Annotated in this window: 15 protein-coding genes; 3 read left to right on the top strand and 12 right to left on the bottom strand. The window is 64.0% G+C overall.

Annotation, left to right across the window (positions count from 1 at the left end; genetic code table 11):
- The 4 genes from ABW22_RS06910 to ABW22_RS06925 form a co-directional block, all read right to left on the bottom strand.
- The coding region (locus tag ABW22_RS06910; protein ID WP_059753854.1) for an aspartate carbamoyltransferase catalytic subunit at positions 1–816 on the bottom strand (816 nt) is incomplete at its 3' end.
- Positions 813–1307 (bottom strand): bifunctional pyr operon transcriptional regulator/uracil phosphoribosyltransferase PyrR, encoded by a 495-nt coding sequence (pyrR, locus tag ABW22_RS06915; RefSeq protein ID WP_059753858.1) that lies wholly within the window; start codon positions 1305–1307, stop codon positions 813–815. The genes ABW22_RS06910 and pyrR, both read right to left, overlap by 4 nt.
- Positions 1288–1725, bottom strand: coding sequence for a Holliday junction resolvase RuvX (gene ruvX / locus ABW22_RS06920; protein ID WP_059753861.1), 438 nt, complete (start codon positions 1723–1725; stop codon positions 1288–1290). The genes pyrR and ruvX overlap by 20 nt, the downstream gene beginning before the upstream one ends.
- Complete coding sequence (locus ABW22_RS06925) at positions 1722–2279, bottom strand: YqgE/AlgH family protein (protein ID WP_059753864.1); 558 nt, start codon at positions 2277–2279, stop codon at positions 1722–1724. Before ABW22_RS06925 ends, ruvX begins: the two co-directional genes overlap by 4 nt.
- Positions 2280–2364: 85 nt before the next feature.
- Between ABW22_RS06925 and ABW22_RS06930 the strand changes: the two genes are divergently transcribed.
- The 3 genes from ABW22_RS06930 to ABW22_RS06940 all read left to right on the top strand — a co-directional run bounded on the left by ABW22_RS06930 (position 2365) and on the right by ABW22_RS06940 (position 4863).
- Positions 2365–3801, top strand: coding sequence for a cryptochrome/photolyase family protein (locus ABW22_RS06930; RefSeq protein ID WP_059753866.1), 1437 nt, complete (start codon positions 2365–2367; stop codon positions 3799–3801).
- Positions 3802–3851: 50 nt separating this feature from the next.
- Complete coding sequence (locus ABW22_RS06935) at positions 3852–4184, top strand: hypothetical protein (RefSeq protein WP_202813924.1); 333 nt, start codon at positions 3852–3854, stop codon at positions 4182–4184.
- 97 nt (positions 4185–4281) lie between these two features.
- Positions 4282–4863, top strand: a complete 582-nt coding sequence (locus ABW22_RS06940; RefSeq protein ID WP_059753871.1) for a DUF4332 domain-containing protein — start codon at positions 4282–4284, stop codon at positions 4861–4863.
- Here the strand turns inward: ABW22_RS06940 and ABW22_RS06945 are convergent.
- The 8 genes from ABW22_RS06945 to ABW22_RS06980 form a co-directional block, all read right to left on the bottom strand.
- Positions 4766–5779 (bottom strand): class 1 fructose-bisphosphatase, encoded by a 1014-nt coding sequence (locus ABW22_RS06945; RefSeq protein ID WP_059753874.1) that lies wholly within the window; start codon positions 5777–5779, stop codon positions 4766–4768. The genes ABW22_RS06940 and ABW22_RS06945 overlap by 98 nt on opposite strands.
- 62 nt (positions 5780–5841) lie before the next feature.
- The gene (locus tag ABW22_RS06950) at positions 5842–6732 is read right to left on the bottom strand and encodes an energy transducer TonB (RefSeq protein ID WP_237763259.1); all 891 of its coding nucleotides are present in this window, start codon (positions 6730–6732) and stop codon (positions 5842–5844) included.
- A 32-nt stretch (positions 6733–6764) separates the two neighbouring features.
- Positions 6765–8648 carry a ribonuclease catalytic domain-containing protein gene (locus ABW22_RS06955; RefSeq protein ID WP_059753877.1) on the bottom strand — a complete coding sequence of 628 codons (1884 nt, stop codon included), beginning with the start codon at positions 8646–8648 and terminating at the stop codon, positions 6765–6767.
- A 6-nt stretch (positions 8649–8654) separates the two neighbouring features.
- A complete protein-coding gene (locus ABW22_RS06960) occupies positions 8655–9212 on the bottom strand; it encodes a YqiA/YcfP family alpha/beta fold hydrolase (protein WP_059753879.1) in 558 nt (185 codons plus the stop codon).
- Between the two features lie 123 nt (positions 9213–9335).
- Positions 9336–12029 carry a putative bifunctional diguanylate cyclase/phosphodiesterase gene (locus tag ABW22_RS06965; protein WP_237763260.1) on the bottom strand — a complete coding sequence of 898 codons (2694 nt, stop codon included), beginning with the start codon at positions 12027–12029 and terminating at the stop codon, positions 9336–9338.
- A 413-nt stretch (positions 12030–12442) separates the two neighbouring features.
- Positions 12443–13870, bottom strand: a complete 1428-nt coding sequence (gene mpl, locus ABW22_RS06970) for a UDP-N-acetylmuramate:L-alanyl-gamma-D-glutamyl-meso-diaminopimelate ligase (protein ID WP_059753882.1) — start codon at positions 13868–13870, stop codon at positions 12443–12445.
- A gap of 35 nt (positions 13871–13905) precedes the next feature.
- Complete coding sequence (locus tag ABW22_RS06975) at positions 13906–15822, bottom strand: ATP-binding protein (protein ID WP_237763261.1); 1917 nt, start codon at positions 15820–15822, stop codon at positions 13906–13908.
- Positions 15823–15829: 7 nt separating this feature from the next.
- On the bottom strand, positions 15830–16468 hold the full coding sequence (locus ABW22_RS06980) for a response regulator (RefSeq protein WP_059753884.1): 639 nt from the start codon (positions 16466–16468) through the stop codon (positions 15830–15832).
- Between the last annotated feature and the right edge of the window lie 24 nt (positions 16469–16492).

A 16492-nucleotide genomic window follows, 5' to 3' on the forward strand; every position in this document is an offset into this window, starting at 1 on the left:
GGGGTGCATGACGATGGCATCCGGTTTGGCAAGCGCGAGTTTTTCCGATGTCAGGCCGAAGAACTTGAAGTATTCCTGCGCGGAAGGCAGCCGCGCGCCCTTCATGCGTTCGCTCTGCAGGCGCAGCATGATGACCACATCGCAACCGGCAAGGCCGGCCCCCATGTCGTGGAACACCCTGACCCCCATTTGCTCGACCCCGGTGGGGAGCAGGGTTTTTGGGGCGATCACGCGCACTTCCGGCACTCCGAGCGTGGTCAGCGCGTGAATCTGCGAGCGCGCCACCCGCGAATGCAGCACGTCGCCGACGATGGCCACTGTCAGATTGTGGAATTCGCCCTTGAAGCGGCGGATGGTGAACATGTCGAGCAGGCCCTGCGTCGGATGCGCGTGGCGGCCGTCGCCGGCGTTGATCACCGAAATGTGCGGCGCGACGTGGCGCGCGATGAAGTGCGCCGCCCCCGACTGTCCGTGGCGCACGACGAACATGTCGGCGTGCATCGCGGCGAGGTTGTCGACAGTGTCGAGAATCGCCTCGCCCTTGGTCTGGCTGGAGGTCGCGATGTTGAGGTTGACGACGTCGGCGGACAGCCGCTTGGCCGCGATCTCGAAGGTGGTGCGGGTGCGCGTCGACGGTTCGAAGAACAGGTTGAAGATCGACTTGCCGCGCAGCAGCGGGACCTTCTTCACCTCGCGCTCGCCGACGTCCATGAAGGATTCGGCGGTGTCGAGAATCTGCGTCAGGATCGCGCGCGGCAGGCCGTCGAGGGTGAGCAGGTGGCGCAGCCTGCCGTCTTCGGTGAGTTGTAGATTCATGCGAGGGAAAGAGTCAGATGGCCGTCGTCGAGGCGCGAAAGATTGATGTTCTGGTGGGCCGGCACGTCGAGTGCGAGCCCTGTGAAATCCGGGTGGATCGGTAGCTCGTGGCCGCCGCGGTCGACCAGCACCGCCAGCCGGATCGAAGCCGGACGGCCGTAGTCGAACAGCTCGTTCATCGCCGCGCGCACCGTGCGGCCGCTGTACAGCACGTCGTCGACCAGCAGGATGTCGCGGTTTTCCAGGTCGAAGGGCAGGTTGGACGGCTTCACCTGCGGGTGCAGCCCGATGCGCGAAAAGTCGTCGCGGTAGAAGGAGATGTCGAGCATGCCGAGCGGCAGTGGGCACTGCAGCAACGCGTGCAGGCGTTCGGCCACCCATACGCCGCCGGTGTGTATGCCGACGATGACGATATCCGGCGTGATGGTGGGCGCGATGGCGTCGGCCATGCGGGCAATCAGCGGGTCGACGTCAGGCAATGAGGCGTGCATCAAAAAATCCTTGCAATATCAGTTGGGCGGCGACAGCGTCCACCAACGCCTTGTTCTTCTTGCCGTGAATGCCGCGTTCGTGCAATTCGGACTCGGCGGCCGTGCTGGTGTGGCGCTCGTCCACCAGAAACACCGGCAGCTTGAAACGCGATTCTAATTTGCGCGCGAAGTTTTTGGCCACCCGCGTCATTTCATGTTCGCTGCCGTCGGCGTGGGTGGGCAGCCCCAGCACCAGCAGCACCGGCTGCCATTCGGCAACCAGCCTGGCGATGGCGGCCAGCCGCTCGTCATTGGAACCTGCCTGGATGACGGTGAGCGGATGGGCGACTCCGATTGACAGTTCGCCCGAGGCGACGCCGGTGCGCTTCAGCCCCAGGTCGAAGGCCAGCACCGTGCCGTGGGTCGATTCCGGGTTCAAGCGTGCCCGGCTTCTTCGGACAGGCTGGCGAAGTCGATGCCGAGGCGCTTCATCGCTGCAGGCAGGCGTTCTTCGGGCGCCAGGTCGAAGATCACCTGCGGGTCTGCGGCCACTGACAGCCACGCGTTCTGCTTGATTTCCTCTTCCAGCTGGCCGGCTGACCAGCCTGCATAGCCCAGCGAGACCATGAATTTTTCAGGCCCCGCGCCTTGGCTCACTGCTTCCAGCACATCCTTCGAGGTGGTGAGGCTGACCGCGTCGTTGACGGTGAGGGTGGAGCTGAAGGTGAGCGGCGGCGTGTGCAGCACAAAGCCGCGTTCGGTCTGCACCGGGCCGCCAAAGTAGACGGTCTTTCGTTGCAGGCGCTCGGGCAGCGACAGTCCGATCTGCTCGAACAGCGTCGACAAGTCCAGATCAATCGGCCGGTTGACCACCACGCCCAGCGCGCCCTGCTCGCTGTGGTCGCAGATATAGGTCAGCGTGCCGTTGAAATTGGGATCGACCATGCCCGGCATGGCGATCAGAAAATTGTGGGTGAGATTGACGGTATCCATGATTGCCCTCCCATTGTAATCTGCCTCAAATCAGGCAAACACCCTTTTTGCACCTGTTCCTACACTATAGCGGCCAGTATGCCCCATGACTGAATATGCACGCGCCCTGGTGTGGTTTCGCCGCGATCTGCGCGACTTCGACCACGCTGCGCTCTACCATGCACTCAAGCGAAGCCGCCAGGTCGTGTGTGCCTTCATATTCGACCGCGACATCCTCGATACGCTCCCCGATCCGGCTGACCGCCGGGTCGAATTCATCCACGCCAGCGTCGGCGAACTGCAGCAGGCCCTGGCGGCCCGGGGCGGCGGCCTTGTTGTCAGACATGGCGTCGCGCGCGACGAGATCGTGCAATTGGCGGCCGACTTCCAGGCCGAAGCCGTGTTCTTCAACCACGACGACGATCCTGCCGCCCTGGTGCGCGACGCCGCCGTCGAAGCTGCGCTGCGCGCGCGCGACATCGCCGTCCATCACACCAAGGATGCGGTGATCTTCGAGCGTGAGGAAGTGCTTACCGCCGGCGGCACGCCTTACAGCGTCTTCACCCCCTACAAGAATGCCTGGCTGAAAAGGCTGACGCCGTTTGACCTGCAAGCCTACCCGGTCGATGTCTATACCAACCGGCTGGCGGCGCAGTCCTCTGTCATTCCGAGCCTTCAGGACATGGGGTTTGAGCCCACCAACCTGTTTGAAATGAAGCTGCCCACCGGCATGGCGGGCGGCGCGCAGCTGTTCGAGGACTTTCTCGACCGCATTGACCGCTATCAGGACGCGCGCGACTTTCCCGCGCAGAAGGGCCCGTCGACTCTGTCGGTGCATCTGCGCTTCGGTACGGTGTCGATTCGCCAGCTCGCAGCCGCGGCCTGGCAGCAGGGCGGGCGCGGCGCGCAGACCTGGCTGTCCGAACTGATCTGGCGCGATTTCTATCATCAGATTCTCTGGCACCGCCCCGACGTCGCCTGCGGGCATAGCTTCAAACGCCAATACGACGCGCTGCCGTGGCCGAATCCGCCCGGCCATTTCGAAGCCTGGTGCGAAGCACGCACCGGCTACCCGCTGGTCGACGCCGCGATGCGCCAACTCAACCAGACCGGCTATATGCACAACCGCCTGCGCATGGTCGCCGCCTCGTTCCTGGCCAAGGATCTGCTGGTCGACTGGCGGCTCGGCGAGCGCTACTTCGCCGACACGCTGATCGATTTCGACCTCGCCGCCAACAGCGGCGGCTGGCAATGGGCGGCCTCGGTCGGCTGCGACGCCCAGCCCTGGTTTCGCATCTTCAATCCGGTGACGCAATCCGAGCGCTTCGACGCGCAGGGAAAATTTATCCGTCGCTATCTGCCCGAACTCGCCCACGTGCCCGACACGTTCATCCATTCGCCGTGGACGCTGCCTGCCGCCGAGCAGCAGCGCGCGGGCTGCGTCATCGGGCGCGATTACCCGTTGCCGATCGTCGATCACGCCGTGCAAAGGGGGCTGGCGCTGGCGCTTTTCAAGCAGGCCGCGCTGCCTGCGCTAAAGTAGCGTTCGCGGCGTAACGCCGCATCCAACAAGGAGGTTTTATGGCGGTATGGTTGATTCCCGCGGTCAAGGCAATTCTGCCTTTCATCAGTCCGATCGTTTCATCGGCGCTGCCGGTGTTTACCACGCGCAAAAGTGACGAGGCGGCCGCAGCCCAGACCGGCGTCTTGCAGCAGCAGATCACCGAGCTGCAGTCGGCGGCCTCGCAGAATGCGCGGCACGTCAAGGAACTGGCCGAGCAGTTGCAGAAAACAGTGACCGCGCTCGAGCAGGGCGCGGCCGTCGCAGAGTCGCGCTTCAGGCAGACCGCCGTGCTGTGCGGTGTGGCCGTCGCGTTCTCGCTGTTCGCCATCGGTGTTTCGCTGTTCGTCCTTTTTTCGGGCTAGCGCGGGGGGCGATTTGCTTTTCGCGGCGCGCCACCCACACTTGAAAGGCGCATGGCGCGCAAACCGCTTGCTCAATCACGCTCGAGGAGCCAATCGCATGGCAAATTTCAAAATTGAAGACATCGAAGGAATCGGCCCTGTGCTGGGGGAAAAATTCCGCTCCGCCGGCGTGAAGGGCACGGATGCGCTGCTGAAAAACGCGTTGACGCCCAGTCAGCGCAAGGCGCTGGCGGAAAAAACCGGCCTGTCCGAAGCGCGCGTGCTGAAGTTCGCGAACAGGGTCGATCTCTATCGGGTCAGCGGTGTGGGCGCCGAATATGCCGAGTTGCTCGAAGTCGCGGGGGTCGACACGGTGCCCGAACTCGCCACGCGGAACGCGGCCAGCCTCACCCAGGCAATGTCGGCCGTCAATCAGGAGAAGAAGCTGACCCGCCAGGTGCCTGCGGAATCCGCGGTGACGAAATGGATCGAGCAGGCCAAGGGACTGCCCCGAATGCTGGCATACCGATCCGGATGGAATGAAAAAGCCGGGCAATGCCCGGCTTTTTCATTCCATCATTTCAAACTGGAATCGACAGCGCTTACGCGGCCTTTTCGTGGTGATAACCGGTTACGGTATCCACTTCGGATTTGGAACCCAGAATCACCGGCACGCGCTGGTGCAGGCCTTCGGGGCTGAGATCGAGGATGCGCTCACGACCGGTGGTGGCGGCGCCGCCAGCCTGTTCGACGATGAAGGCCATCGGGTTGGCTTCGTACAGCAGACGCAGCTTGCCGGCCTTGGCGGGATCCTTGGTGTCCTTGGGGTACATGAAGATGCCGCCGCGAGTCAGGATGCGGTGCACTTCGGCCACCATCGAGGCGACCCAGCGCATGTTGAAGTCCTTGCCGCGCGGGCCGGTCTTGCCGGCGAGGCATTCGTCGACGTAGCGCTGCACCGGCTTTTCCCAGAAACGCATGTTGGAGGCGTTGATCGCGAATTCGCGGGTTTCGGTCGGAATCTTCATGCTGGGGTGGGTCAGCACGAACTCGCCGACGTCGCGGTCGAGGGTGAAGCCGTGGGTGCCGTGGCCGAAGGTCAGCACCAGCATGGTCGACGAACCGTAGATCGCATAGCCGGCGCACACCTGCTGGGCGCCGGGCTGCAGGAAGTCCTCGGTCTTGGCGGCGCGGCCGGCGACCGGGGCTTTCAAAATCGAGAAGATGGTGCCGACCGAGATGTTGACGTCGACGTTGCTTGATCCGTCGAGCGGATCGAACACCAGCAGGTACTTGCCGAGCGGATACTGGCTGGGGATCGGATAGAGCTCATCCATTTCTTCGGAGGCCATGCCGGCCAGGTGGCCGCCCCACTCGTTGGCGCCGATCATGATGTCATTGGTGATGACGTCGAGCTTCTTCTGCGTTTCGCCCTGGATGTTCTCGGAATCCAGCGAACCCATCACGCCCAGCAGCGCGCCCTTGTTGACGACGTTGGAAATCGCCTTGCAGGCAATGACGACGTCGTTCAGCAGCGAGGTGAAATCGCCGGTGGCGCCGGCGGTGCGGCGCTGCTCTTCAATGATGAACTGGGTAAGTGTGGTGCCGGTATGCATGGTCTGACTCCGAAATGTATAAGTAAATCATAATATTATACATGAGCGGGATTGGCCGCTGCTTAGTCTGTTCCCACCAATTGATCCGAGCGGGTGAAGGTCCAGGTGCGCGTGATGGACAGAATGTCGGCCTTTTCCCGCATGTCGTCGGGGAAGCGCGCGTAGGGCGCGGCAAGCTCGACGATCCTGATCGCAGCGGTGTCGAGAATCTTGGAGCCGGAGGAACGGTTGACGTCGACCTGCTCGATGCGGCCATCGGAATGGATCGACACGGTCAGCTGGAGACTGCCGTAGAGACCCTGGCGGCGCGCGGCTTCGGGATAGTTGACGTTGCCGACCCGCTCGACCTTGGTGACCCAGTCCTCGACGTAGCGCGCAAATGCGTATTCCTTGACGTTGGCGCCGACGAAGGCGCGCTTGGGACGCTTCTGGTATTCGTCCCACTCCTGCGAGATGCGCGCCTGCAGCTGCGCCATTTCACGCGCCTGCTGGTTGATCTGGCTGAGGTCGACGGCGGGCTGAGCCGGCGTCGGCGGCGCCGCCTGCGGCCGCTCCTGCAGCTGGCCGTTGGGCTGAAGCTGGGTCAGCAAGGCCTTGGCCTGCTGTTCAAGCGCGGCCACCCGCGCCTGCAAGGCAGCTTCTTCGCTGCCGGTCTGGGTTTCGCTACTGGCGGGCAGCGGGCTCTTCAAGCGTCGGTCTTCATCGATATTGCCGCCACCGGCCAGGCTCACCTGCGCCAGGGCGTCTGGGCTGAGGGGCGTTTCCAAGGTTTTGGCGTTGACCAGCACCACTTCCATCGGCAGGTTGGGATCCTCGAACAGGCGCGGGTTGATCTGCACGAACTGGGTCGACAGCACCACGCCGTGCACCGCCGCAGACGCCAGCAGGGCCAGTGCGATGCGCGTGCCCTGTTTGGACGGTTCGGCGAGGAGGATAGGGGGAGCAGCGGACACGATGCAGGCAGAAAGTGGAATCAGTTTTGATTTTACGGAAGCGCGACGCTGCTGTCAGGCGGCGTCTCCAGGGTTTCCTGGTACTCGGCGTGAAAGTGGATGTCGAGCAGGTCGATATTCGAAATCGCCAGCCGCACCCGCGCTCCCGCAGCGACGCCCATCACCGATGGTGCGCGCGTCACCAGCGGCAGCGTGTCGAGGCGCACCAGGTCTTCGCGGATGACTTTGGCGGTGACCTCCTGAATGTCTTCCTGCTGCATCCAGCGCAGCATCCAGTAACGCTCCAGCCGCCGCTGGAACTCATTGTAGGCATCGTAGGCCAGCTCGAACTCGCGCACCACTGAAAATAGCTGCTCGCTCCTCGGCGGGTAGACCGGATCGCCACCCTGCACCAGGCTGATCAGCTGGCGCTGGTTGACGAGATCCACATAGCGCCGCAGCGGCGACGACGACCACGCATACTGGTCGACGCCGAGGCCGACGTGCGGATCGGGCGAAGTCGTCATGCGCGTCTTGCCGTTGGACTGCGCGCGATAAATCCCCGGCACCTTTTTCTCCGCCAGCCAGCCGCCCCAGTGCGCGTTGGCGAAAATCATCAGCTCGGACACCACCTTGTCGATCGGGCTGCCGCGCTTGCGCGGCACGATGCTGATGCGATCGTTGTCGACCTTGAAGTTGTAGTCGACGCGGTCGACCGTGTCGGCCTTGCCGCGCCCGGCTTCCAGCACCGCGGAAAAATCGCGCAGCCATTCGAGCTCGCGACGATACGGGTAGTCGGGCACGGCCGGGTTCTTCAGGGTGTCGTCGTTGAACAGCACCTCCAACGTCTCGTGGCGCAGGTTGTCGGCGATGTGCACCATTTCGAGCTTGGATTCGGTGCCGAGCACGCGCAGGTCGGGCGCCACGTCCACGTACAGCGACAGCGCCGGGCAGTCGTGGGTTTCGCCCAGCGTGTAATGGTGGATCAGCGCCTCCGGCAGCATGGTGATCTTGCCGCCGGGGTAGTACACGGTGGAGAGTCGCTCGCGCGCGACGCGGTCGAGTTCCGAGCCGGGGGTAATGCCGAGCGCGGGCGCCGCGATGTGGATGCCGACGCGCACGCTGCCGTCGTCGCGCCACTCGACCGACAGCGCATCGTCGATCTCAGTGGTCGCCTCGTCGTCCATCGAGAAGGCGCGCACGGTGCTTTTCGGCAGTTCGGGCGGGTCGCTTGGATGTAAAGCAGCCGGCTCGGTGACGTCGGCGAACCCGGTGCCGCGCGGAAAGTATTCCAGCAGGAAGGTCGCCAGATGGAAATCGAGCGTCGACGGAATCGCGCCGCAGCGTTCGATCAGTCTCAATTGGGACAGCCCGGTGGCCGCCGCCGCGTCTTCCAGCGCCTTGTATTCCAGCGTGTTCTTGTCCGGCGCGATGAGGATGCGCGGGATCAGAGAGGCGTATTCCTCCGGCAGCCGGAAGGCCGCCAGCGCGGCGGCCAGATGCGCCTGCCGCTCCGCCGCCAGGCGCTTTTTCTCCACCCCAGCCTTGGCTGCCGCCAGCGTTTCGGCCGGCGCCGGGCGGTAGCGGCCACGGCCTCTTTTGTGGAAATAGATCGGCGAGCCATGCAGCTTCAGCAACAGCGCCACCGATTCCGGCGGCGTCGGCGCGTGGCCGTAGTACTCCTGCGCCAGTTCCCCGAAGCCGAACTCGTCGGCGCCCGCTGCCTCCCACAGAAAGTCGGCGTCGAGCTCCGCCGCCAGCGTCTCCGCCTCGGCCATCACCTCGGTCGGCGCCGGCGCGGCGAAGCGCAGCAGGATGTTGGCCGCCTTGATCTTGCTGCGCTTGCCCGAGGCGGTTTCCACCTGTGCCGTGGCGTCGGTTTCGGACAGGATGGAACCGGCCTTGAAATGGCCGTCCTCTTCAAAGATCAGGTACATGAAAAATCAGAAATCCAGAATGGTTTGGTAGTGGCGCTCGAACCCGGCAAAGCCGTGGTCGCCGCCGTCTTCGATGATCTGCGTGGCGCCGGCATAGTAGGCCACCGCATCGCGGTAATCGAGTACCTCGTCGCCGGTCTGCGCCAGCAGCAGGCAGCGTTCAGGCCGAGTGATGCGTTCGACATCCAGTGCCGCGAGTTCGTTCAGGTGCGCTTCGGTGAGCATCCACTTCTCGCCGGTGTGCCAGTTGGTCTGCGGGCCGAGCGCGGCGCGCAGCAGTGTGTGGGCGTGCACCGCCGGGTTCACCAGCACCGCCTTCCAGCCGTGTTTTTCCGCCAGATAGGTGGCGTAGACGCCGCCCAGCGAACTGCCAATCAGCGTGACCGATTCGGGGCGGCGTTGTTCCAGTTCGGCCTCAACTAGCGCGATGGCCGCGCGCGGGCTATTGGGTAGCGCCGGGCAATAGTAGTCCGCCTGGCGGCCGAGGCTGGCCATGTGCTCGCCGAGCTGGCGGGCCTTGCCGGACGCGGGGGAGGAATTGAAGCCGTGGAGATAGACAATCATCCCGGAATTTTACCGGGGTGGCTCGGTTTCCAGAAATGAGCGAACCGCCTCAGTCGTTAAAGCAGGAGAAATCGGCCTTGGTGACGCCGCGTCGAGATGCAGTAGACCAGGGCACGGACGCAGCTACCTGCTACGGAGCATCGCCTCGAATTGCGTCGGCGGAAGCGGTTTGGCGTAGAGGTTGCCCTGCGCATAGTCGCAGCCCGCGGCGGACAGCAAGCTGCGCTGCCCCTCGGTTTCCACGCCTTCCGCGACCACTTTCAGTCCCAGCTCGTGTGCCATCACGATGATGGCCTTGGACAGGGCCATATCATTGGGATCCGTCTCAAGGTCGCGCACGAACGAGCGATCGATCTTCAGATAGTCAATGGGAAATTGCTTCAGATAGGACAGCGAGGAATATCCCGTGCCGAAGTCGTCGATGGCGATCTGGATCCCGGCATCGCGGAGCATGAACAGTTTGTCGATTACATCCGAGTGCGCGTTCAGCAGCAGACCTTCGGTAATCTCGACGATCAGGTTCTCCCCGGAAAACCCGAGTTCGCGGAAATGGTTCAGCCATGCTTCTGCGTTGACACGGCTTTCCATCCTGAATTGAACCGGGGACATGTTGATGCTCACCCTGAAGTCCTTCCCGAATTGCGTGCTCCACTGCTTTGCCCAGTGCGCTGATTCCCTGAATACCCAGTCGCCGATCTCATGGATGAGCCCGGTTTCTTCCGCAAGCGCAATAAATTCAATCGGATCGACTTGGCCGCGTACGGGATGCTGCCAGCGCAGCAGCGCCTCGGCCTTGTGGATGCGGCCGGTGGCGAGATCGATGATCGGCTGGAAATGCGTCGTGAACTGCTTGTCCGAGATCGCCTCGCGCAAATCCTTGCTCAATTTCAGCCTGGCTTGTGCGGCTTCCTGCAACAACGGCGTGAAATGGCTGAAGCGGTTGCGCCCCTGTTTTTTAGCGGCATACATCGCCTGGTCGGCATGCTTCATCAGGGTGTCGATATCGCTGGCATCGGTCGGGTACAGGGTGATGCCAATGCTGGCCGAGATGTAGGTCACCTCGTTGCCCAGCTGAAAAGGCTCGGCCAGCTTTCCGATGATTTTCTGGGCGATGTCCTCGACGTGGCTGCGCCCCGATAGCTCGGTCAGGATGACCGTGAATTCGTCGCCGCCCAAGCGGGCGACCGTGTCGGCATCGCGAATGCAGCCGCGAATGCGCTGGGCCGCCTCCTGCAGCAGGATGTCGCCCACATCATGCCCCAGCGTATCGTTGACTTCCTTGAATTCGTCGAGGTCGATCAGCAGCAGCGCCAGTGACAGATCGGCGCGCCGGGATTTGTTGATTTCCAGCTCCAGTCGATCGAGAAATAAGCGCCTGTTGGGCAACTGCGTCAGCGGGTCGAAATTGGCCTGGCGCTGGATGGTTTCTTCCGCCTGCTTGCGTTCGCTAATGTCGAGGTAGGTTCCAATCACCCGAACGGGCGCATGGGCCGCATCGCGGGCGGCGACCATGCCGCGGACCTGAATCCACTTCCAGCGCCCATCCTTGCAGCGTTTTCGGTGTTCGTTGGTGAAGGTGTCGCTGCTGCCGTCAATCAGCGTTTGGCGTGCGGCAGCCAGCCCAGCCATATCGTCCGGATGAATCCGCCGTTCCCAGTCATCCATGTCGGTGCCGATTTCGTCGTCGGCAAACCCCAGCATGGCCTTGCAACGGCTTGAAAGCAGAATCCGGTTGCCCGGAATATCCAGATCCCACACGCCTGCGCCGGTGCTGTCCAGCGCGAAGCGCCAGCGTTCCTCCACATCGCGCAGCCTGGCATTGACCTCGGCCAACGCCTGCTTGGACAGGACGAGCTTGCGCACGAGCGGCGCCACCAGCCAGGACAGCAGCAGCATGCCGGCCAGAACCAGCCCGCCCAGCAACGGCACGATGACCTGGAGTTGCTGTTTGACGGGGCCGAACAGTTTCGCCTGATCGATCTTCAGCACCATGCCGGGTCCAAGGGTGCCCATCGGGGTATACGCCGCGACGACGTTCTTGCGCCGATAATCCCGCGTGAACACCGTGCCGGTTTCCCCGTCCAGGGCATGACTCATCGGCAACGGCCGACCTTCCACCGTGCGGGCAATGCGCGGGAACACCCGTTGCGTCAGGGTGAGCGGAAAGCACTGCATGTCCTGCTCCAGGGGGGCGCATACGGCAAGGTCCGCCGTTTTGCCGAGCATTTCCGCATCAGCGATGGCGCGCGTCAGATGCGGCAGGGTGGATTCGGTCCTTGCCGTGCCGATGCGGTTTCCCCCTTCGTCCACTACATCGCGGACCACCTGCAGGATCAATTGCCCGTTCCACAACAGGCGCGCCTCGACGTGCGTGTTGAGGGGAACGCTGAGCGCCGGGTTTTCCGACAGACGGCCCGCGCGCACGATCTCGTTGTCGCGACTGTCCTGAAAGGAGACGCCTGCGAATCCGGTCGGCTGAAGCGACTCCGCGATCTGCTGCAAGGCCTGGCGGCCGTCTTCGTTGTCCGGCTCCGCCTTGAGCAGCTGCAGGTTATGGATCACGAAAGAACGGGTGGAAACCGTCAGCGCATTGGTCACGCCCGCGCTGATTTCGCTTTCGAACAGGCGCCGGCCGCTCTGCAACGAGGCTTCCAGGCTTCTGATCAGGATGGACTCCGCCTGTCGCTGCATCACGGCATAGACGGCGATGCCCGAGGCGAGGGTCAATGCAACCAGGATGAGGCCGCCAACGATGCCGATGCGGTAACTTTCGTGCTGCCGGCCCAAGCGGTCTCCCTCGGTCTTCGCGTCTCGCATGCCGCCGAGGCGCAAGTGAACGTGATGGTTGAATGTGGTGGATTGTGCTGCGAATTTGAACTTAGCACGCATCCCGGGAAAGGTTAAGTGCGCCCGGCCAGGGGCGCATGCGGCACTGGGAGGTGCGGATCAGAATCTGTGCAACACAGAGTCTACGCTTGGGCGTGCCGACCGATTCGCTGTTCGCCGCGTCCGTTCAAACTTGTCGCTGCGAGCGTAGCGAAGCAACCCAGTCTGTGAAATGCCGTGAAGCATCTTTGATGTTTAAACCTTCACTGGACTGCTGACCGTTGGCCGGGCTAGCCCCGACCAACGGTCAGCAGTCCAGTGAAACACTCACTACTCAGGCGTGCTTCGCGCTGAATTCAACTGGATTGCTTCGCTGCGCTCGCAGCGACGGCGAACCACAACTCTTACGCATACCCCCCATGCCGATGCATCGGCGCCAGCACAATATCCTCGTGATAGTGATTGTGCAGCGCATCGAGAAGCTTCGCGTGGATACCGCCGAAGCCACCGTTGCTCATCATCAGCACGTGGTCGCCGGGGCGGGCGTCTGCCACCAGCTGGCTCACCAAGCTGTCGAGATCGTCGAACACGCGTGCCTTGTTGCCCAGCGGCGCCAGGGCCTCGGCTGCGTCCCAGCCGAGGTTGGCGCCGTAGCAGTAGACGAGGTCGGCAAAGGCGAGGCTCGCGGGTAACGCGGCTTTCATGACGCCGAGCTTCATGGTGTTGGAGCGCGGCTCCAGCACGGCAAGGATGCGTGCGCGGCCGACCTTCGCCCGCAGGCCTTCGACGGTGGTGGTGATCGCGGTGGGGTGGTGGGCGAAGTCGTCGTAGACGGTGATGCCGTGGACGGCGCCGCGAATTTCCATGCGGCGCTTGACGTTCTCGAAGCGGCTCAAGGCATCGATCGCGACGGCGGCGGGCACGCCGGCGTGACGCGCGGCGGCAATCGAAGCGAGTGCGTTCATGCGGTTGTGCTCACCCATCAGCGCCCACTTCACGCGGCCCTGCAATGCACCGTCGAAGAAGACGTCGAAGTGGCCGTTCGAATCGACTTCGCCGGCGGTCCAACCGCCCGCGCCGTCGGAGCGGCCATTAGGATTGGCGCCGCCGAAGCGCTCGACCGGGGTCCACAGACCGCGCTCGAACACGCGGTCGAGGTTGGCGTCGGTGCCATTGGCGACGATGAGGCCGTTGCCCGGAACGGTGCGCACCAGGTGATGGAACTGGATTTCGATGGCGGCCAGGTCGGGGAAGATGTCGGCGTGGTCGTATTCGAGGTTGTTGAGGATGACGCTGCGCGGGCGGTAGTGGACGAATTTGGAACGCTTGTCGAAGAAGGCGGTGTCGTATTCGTCGGCCTCGATGACGAAGAAGGGGCTGTCGGTGAGCCGCGCGGACAGGCCGAAGTTCTGCGGGATGCCGCCGATGAGGAAGCCGGGGCGCATGCGCGCGTCGTCGAGGATCCACGCCAGCATGGCGGCGGTGGTGGTCTTGCCGTGGGTGCCGGCCACCGCCAATACCCATTTGTCACGCAGCACGTTGTCGGCCAGCCACTGCGGGCCGGAGGTGTAGGGCAGGCCGCGTTCGAGGAGGGCTTCCATCAGCGGATTGCCGCGGGTGACGACGTTGCCGACGACGAAGATGTCGGCGCCGATGTTGGCCTGGCTGGCGTCCCAGCCTTCGGTCAGTTCGATGCCGAGGGCGCGCAACTGGTCGGACATCGGCGGGTAGACGTTGGCGTCGCAGCCAGTGACAGTGTGCCCCGCGTTGCGGGCAATGGCGGCGAGGCCGCCCATGAAGGTGCCGCAGATGCCAAGGATGTGGAGGTGCATGATCTTGTGGGGTCAGGGGTTGATTTTGGCGCGGATTATCCCACAGCCGCGGCGCGCGCCTGCTGGATCAAATGGGTCAGCAGGGCGCGCAGTTTGGCGGGGCGCAGCGGCTTGTGCAGCAGCGGGAAGCCGGCCTGGCTGATGCGCAGGATGGTGTCGGGCGCGGTGTCGCCGGTGACCACGATGGCGGGGATGTCGTGGCCGTACTTTTGCCGCAGGCGGGTGATGACTTCGATGCCGTCGGTGTCGTCGGGCAGGCGGTAATCCGACACGATGACGTCGGGCACGCGGGCGAGGCTGTCGAGCCATTGTTCGGCTTCGTCGGTGCTGCGCGCGGTGACCAGGTCGACCCCCCAGTTGTCGAACAGTTCGGCCATGCCGCGCAGAATCGCGCGCTCGTCGTCGACCAGCAGCACCAGCGCGTCGGCCGGGATTGGGCCGGGTGCGCCGGCGGTGATGGTTGGCTCGACCAGCCGGGCGTCGCCGCACGGCACATCGATGCTGAACATCGAGCCGTGGTCCAGGCGCGAGCGCAAATCCACCCGGTGCCCCAGCAGCCGCGCAAGGCGCGAGACGATGGCAAGCCCGAGCCCCAGTCCCTTGCTGCGGTCGCGCGCCGGATTGTGCAGCTGCACGAATTCGTGGAACACGTTTTCCTGCTGGTCCGGCGGGATGCCGCGCCCGGTGTCGATCACGCTGAGGCGCACCATGCGGCCGCGGCGGCGGCAGGCCACCAGCACGCCGCCGTCGTCGGTATAGCGGATGGCGTTGGCGATCAGGTTGACCAGGATGCGCTCGATCAGCAGCGGGTCGCTGTACAGCGTGATGTCGCAGGGGCGAAAGCGCAGCCGCAGACGCCGTTCTGCCGCCACCGCACCGAACTGCTGTTCGAGATCGCACAGCATCTTCTGCAGCGGGAAGTGCACCGGATGGACTTCGATGGTGCCTGCATCCAGTCGCGAAATATCCAGCAGCGCGTTGAACAGCAGTTCCAACGCCGCGGTGGAGGCTTCGATGTTTTCGATCAGGGTTTGCGCTTCGGTCTGCTGGTTGCGCGCCTTCAGCGCGGCGACAAACAGCGACAACGCGTGCAGCGGCTGCCGCAGGTCGTGGCTAGCGGCAGCAAAGAAGCGCGATCTGGCGTGATGGGCGCGCTCGGCCATGTCCTTTTTTGCGGCAAGGTGGGCGGTGGCCTCGCGGATGCGCTGTTCCAGTTCGCCGCGGTGCGCCTGCAGGGCCTCGGCCATGGTGTTTACCCCGGCCGCCAGCGCGCCGACTTCGCCCGTCGGCGGCAACTGCGCGCGCGCCGTGATGTCGTGGCACGCAAGTCGCCCCACCACCTGCCCGACATGCCGCAGCTGTCCGGCTAGGCGGGTGGACAGGCGCCAGGCCAGCACGCCGGTCAGCAGCAGCGCCGCCAGCATCAGCAGGGCGGCGTGGATCAGCGTCTCGCGCTTGAAGATGCTGATCTGGTCGCGCGATACGCCGACTTCCGCGCGCCCGAGGAGGCCGTCGACGGGCGCGCCGCGGGTGGCGAAGAGGCGGTCGTTGCGAGCGTCGGCGGCGGGCAAGCGAATCTCGATGCGTTGCCGGTAATGGTCAGCCAAGACAGCTGCGTGCAGGGTGTCGCCGGTGCTGGCGACCAGCTGCCCGCCGGCATCGGTGACGCGGGCATAGGACAGCTGGTTGGTGTCGGTCTCGGTTTTGAGCAGCGCATCCATCTGCGCGGTGTCGCCGCTCACCAGTGCGTACGGCAAGATGTCGCCCAGATGGCGGGCGGCGTGGGCGGCACGCGCATGCATGGCGTCTTCGGCGGCGTCGAGCGTTTGCGAGGTGAAATAGGCCACCATCCCGAATTCGGTCAGCATGGCGGGGAGCAGGGCAATCACCAGCATGCGGCTGCGGATGCTGGAACGTGACAGCCGGTTGAACAGGGCGCGTATGTAATTCACGGGACGCTTACGGTTTCTGCATCAGCCGCTGGATCTCGAGCACGGCTTCGGTGCGGTTGGTGACGCCAAAGGCGCGAAAGATCGCTGCAATGTGAACTTTTACCGTACTTTCCGACATTGCGAGCATGCCGGCGATGGCCTTGTTGGCGCAGCCTTGTGCCAGCAGGCGCGCGACTTCAAGCTGGCGCGCCGTCAACCCGCAGTGCTGCAGAGCAGCGCAAGCGGCGGCGCCTGTGTGTGGGCTGCAATAGCTGTCGCCCAGGCTGGCCGGCACGTAGAGGTCGCCGGCCAGTACCTGCCGCAATGCGGCCAGCATCACCGCGGTGGAGGCGGCCTTGGGAATGAAGCCGAGCGCGCCGGCTTCCAGCGCGCTGCGCATGTCATGCGCCGATTCTGACGCGGATAAAACCACCAGCGGAATCTCGGGAAAGCGGCTGCGGAACTGCGTGATCCCCTGCATGCCGGCGAAACCCGGCATGTTCAGATCCACCAGCGCCAGATCGAGGTCGGCATGCAGGGCGGCCTGTGCAAACAGGCTGGGATAATCGTGGGCGTCGATGATCTCGACCGGCGGTGTCAGCTGCGACAAGACCTGTCGTACCCCCTCGCGCATCAGCGGGTGGTCGTCGGCCAATAGGGTTTTCATAAGGGCGCTCCCTGCATGGCAGGA

The organism is Thiobacillus denitrificans (genome assembly GCF_001530125.1).
GTDB classification, from domain to species: Bacteria; Pseudomonadota; Gammaproteobacteria; order Burkholderiales; family Thiobacillaceae; genus Thiobacillus; species Thiobacillus denitrificans_C.

Excerpts from the sequence above, each read along its gene's own strand:
- pyrR (WP_059753858.1), bottom strand. The coding sequence starts at position 1,307 with ATGCACGCCTCATTGCCTGACGTCGACCCGCTGATTGCCCGCATGGCC.
- ABW22_RS06925 (WP_059753864.1), bottom strand. The coding sequence starts at position 2,279 with ATGGATACCGTCAATCTCACCCACAATTTTCTGATCGCCATGCCGGGC.
- ABW22_RS06945 (WP_059753874.1), bottom strand. The coding sequence starts at position 5,779 with ATGCATACCGGCACCACACTTACCCAGTTCATCATTGAAGAGCAGCGC.
- ABW22_RS06955 (WP_059753877.1), bottom strand. The coding sequence starts at position 8,648 with ATGTACCTGATCTTTGAAGAGGACGGCCATTTCAAGGCCGGTTCCATC.
- mpl (WP_059753882.1), bottom strand. The coding sequence starts at position 13,870 with ATGCACCTCCACATCCTTGGCATCTGCGGCACCTTCATGGGCGGCCTC.
- ABW22_RS06960 (WP_059753879.1), bottom strand. The coding sequence starts at position 9,212 with ATGATTGTCTATCTCCACGGCTTCAATTCCTCCCCCGCGTCCGGCAAG.
- ABW22_RS06965 (WP_237763260.1), bottom strand. The coding sequence starts at position 12,029 with ATGCGAGACGCGAAGACCGAGGGAGACCGCTTGGGCCGGCAGCACGAA.
- ABW22_RS06980 (WP_059753884.1), bottom strand. The coding sequence starts at position 16,468 with ATGAAAACCCTATTGGCCGACGACCACCCGCTGATGCGCGAGGGGGTA.
- ABW22_RS06940 (WP_059753871.1), top strand. The coding sequence starts at position 4,282 with ATGGCAAATTTCAAAATTGAAGACATCGAAGGAATCGGCCCTGTGCTG.
- ABW22_RS06930 (WP_059753866.1), top strand. The coding sequence starts at position 2,365 with ATGACTGAATATGCACGCGCCCTGGTGTGGTTTCGCCGCGATCTGCGC.